Annotated in this window: 1 protein-coding gene and 1 pseudogene; one reads left to right on the forward strand and one right to left on the reverse strand. The window is 40.1% G+C overall.

Annotated features, from left to right (window positions below; translation table 11 throughout):
- Positions 1 to 1345 (forward strand): TrkA family potassium uptake protein (locus tag LC574_RS32135; RefSeq protein WP_229457654.1); only part of this gene is annotated, 1345 nt, incomplete at its 5' end.
- Positions 1346 to 1472: 127 nt separating this feature from the next.
- On the opposite strand, the pseudogene LC574_RS32140 reads toward LC574_RS32135, so the two are convergent.
- Positions 1473 to 1601: pseudogene (locus LC574_RS32140) on the reverse strand (WGxxGxxG-CTERM domain-containing protein); the annotation flags it as partial.
- Between the last annotated feature and the right edge of the window lie 1813 nt (positions 1602 to 3414).

Here is a 3414-nt window from a genome sequence, read left to right on the forward strand (position 1 = left end):
TAACCAAAGGTTGCAGTGGCAACAGTTTGTCCAAGGCATCACAGCGAAGAATCTTAAGGAGAAAATAACGCAATTTTGGCAATCTTACTACCAAAGCCAAAATCAAATCCGGCGAATTGCGACAATCTATGCGATTACTGTACTCATCCTGTGGTTGGCTGGAATAGTTCTTTACCGCTTGTATTATCCCCACATTACTCTCCAAGAAGCTTTCTATGCAACAGCAGTCTTGCTCTTGGGAGGATACGGAGATTTATTTGGCGGTGTTGAGTTTTCATCGTCGCAAGTAGAACCTTCAGACCATATCCCTTGGTGGTTGCGGTTGTTTAGCCTGGGACTCACGTTGACAGGTCAAGCTTTCGTGGGAGTATTATACGCACTGCTGACTGATGCTCTTGTCACTTCAAGATTTCAGTTTTTTAATTCTCGTCCTCCCATACCACAACGCAACCATGTGGTGATTATTGGCTTAAATCGCTTGGGACAGAGAGTGGCTACTCTTTTGCAAGAACTCAACCAGCCCTTAGTAGGAATTCATACTACCACTCTCGACCAAAACACTTTACCTGACATGCCCCTTATTGTTAGCAATGCTACCGAAGCACTAACTAAGGTGAATCTCTCCCGTGCTAAAAGCATCGTTTTAGTTGGGGACGATAATATGGAAAATCTGGAAATTGGTTTGATGGCTCATGCAATGAACCCCGCTACTAGCTTGATTATCCGCTCTCAAGATCGCCATTTTAGTGATAATATTGCCCCTCTGTTTCCCTATGCCCAAGTTTTGTGTGGCGCGGCTTTATCGGCAGAAGTCTTTGCTTGTGCTGCCTTTGGAGAAAATGTTCTGAGCTTGTTTCACTTGAGCGAGCAAATAGTCATGGTGACGGAATATAAAATTGAAGATGGCGATACCCTCAATGGGTTGCTTTTATCTGAAATAGCCTATGGGTACAGTGTTGTGCCGATTCTCTACCAGAAATATAGCCGAGACAATTACTCCTTGATGCCCTGGTATGATGTTAAGCTTTATGCTGGCGATCGCTTAATTGTTTTAGCCACAAGCAGTAGTTTGCAGCGAATTGAATGGGGTGAAATGCTGCCTCGCCTTTGGCAGGTGCAGATTGAAAAAGCTCTGACTACAAATGCTATTATGTATGGCGCCCAAGAAATAGTCTTGATTACGGGATGTAGTTCCACTACTGCTAGGCAATGGATGAATAATTTGCCTGGAGTGTTGCCGATACCACTTTATAAACATCAAGCTCAACGCCTTGTGCGTGAGTTAACAAAAATACAAGTTTTGGCAAATGTAATCTTCATTGGGCAAGGCAGTAGCTCGAGTTGAGCGAACTGGCGTATCATTGTAGGAACACAATATATTGATATTGCGTCCCTACACATGTGATCTAAGCACTGTAATAGCCGGAAGTTGAAACAAACGACAGTTGTACGGCTCCTACAGTGTTGTGAAACTATCTAGAACGAGTACCTGTTACTTCATTAGGATCGTTATAAGCCTGCACTTTTTCCCGATTACGAGCCAGACCTGCTAAACCGGCTAGACCAAGTAAACCTAGCCAACCCCAATCGAAACCGCGATCGCTAGTTCTTTCGGAAGCTGCGACGCCTGTATTCCTATTAGTACCTGTAGTGTCAGTGCCTGTAGCATCACTACCTGCTGTACCACTGCCTGTAGCATCACTACCTGTTGTACCACTGCCTGTTGCACCACTACCTGTACCACCTGTTGCACCACTGCCTGTAGTTCCAGTACTTGTACCACTACCTATACCATCTGTTGTACCACTACCTGTTGTATCAGTACCTGTACCACCTGTTGTACCACTACCTGTAGTTCCAGTACCTGTTGTACCACTACCTGTTGTATCAGTACCTGTAGTTCCAGTACCTGTTGTACCACTACCTGTAGTGCCAGTACCTGTAGTTCCAGTACCTGTAGTGCCAGTACCTGTAGTGCCAGTACCTGTACCACTACCTGAGCTACTGCCAGCACTGGAGCCTCCGCTTTGGGCATAAACAGAAGGAGGTAAAGACAAAGAAGCGAAACTGATGGCAAAGACAGTAGCCAAAACAGCTTTAGATAAATCAAAAGGCTTCATAGTTATGGTTCCTTTTATGTTCTAGATTTCTGTAGTTGATTTTCAAAACCGATATTGTTTACTCAATCTACTGCTAAATTAGGGAATTTTTCACAAGATAGATTGAGGAGTCTTTAATTTAGTTTCTTTTGGAAATTTAAAAGCATTTTAAGCTCACACACACAACAACTTAACTATTCCTCAGATTCAAACTAATTCATAATCAGTAATTACTAATTTTTGATATGATTGTGAACCAAGTAACAAAGCCGCTTGTCCACAACGACAAGGAATAATATTTATTTCTCATAAAACTACATTCACTTGCATCATAATTTATTTTTAATTACTTATTGTGAATTCTTTTGTTATTCCTATTCAAGATAGCTGCTAGTTTTTTGCAGGGCTTCTACCATAAGAGTAAACTCAATTCTATCGCAGGAATTAATTTGGCATTAAAGTTAGTTTATGAACCTAAAGATAATTAAACTTTTTGGAGCTTGCAATTAGACAAGCAGGCTTCAAGATAAGCACAATCTTCACATTGGGTATTTTGCCCTGGATTGGTACATCCACAGGGAGGGTTCACAAAACATTCAGAATAATCTTTATGTGTTTGAGATTTTTTGGATATAAAGTATAAAGCTGCTTCTTGTAGACAAAAAACAAAATCTTTAACCATAAAATTCCCTACCAATCATAATGATATGTAACGATTTTTTAGTTCATTTAGTTACTTATTTAAATGCGTTAACTAAGTAGGCAAGAATAAATCAAACTATGTTACGCAATAATGTAAAACTAATTAAAGTGGCTCGTTATAACGGATAAAGACATATTTTATAGAAGGCATGACGTGTAGCTTGCTTCTCCCACAGAGAAAACTAATAACCTTTCAATTATTCACACTGGGTTACTTAATAAGTACAGGGGATCGCTAAGTTAAAGATAATTTTGGCCTCAAGAAAGCACTCTTTGTTAGTTGGGTATCAATAAACTAAAAAGTTTCAGCAGACAGATGCTGCCAAAGGTTGAGACTACATGTAACAATACTCTACAATCCTATTTCACCTGAGAGCTTATAACTTCATACTCCAGGTGTGTCTTACATTAGACTTAAGGAATATTTTCACATAACATGGTGCGTTACGGCTTGGGATTAACGCAGCCTAGTTAATATTTACTTTATATCGCTCTTTAATCACTCTCACCAGAGTAAAAACATATAATCCTTGCTACGCAGGAGTTTCAGGCAAAATACATATTTCTGACCATAATGTTAAAAAATAAAGGTTCAAACCCAAGTGCTGTATGA

Source organism: Nostoc sp. CHAB 5715 (genome assembly GCF_020829685.1).
Classification (GTDB): Bacteria; Cyanobacteriota; Cyanobacteriia; order Cyanobacteriales; family Nostocaceae; genus Nostoc.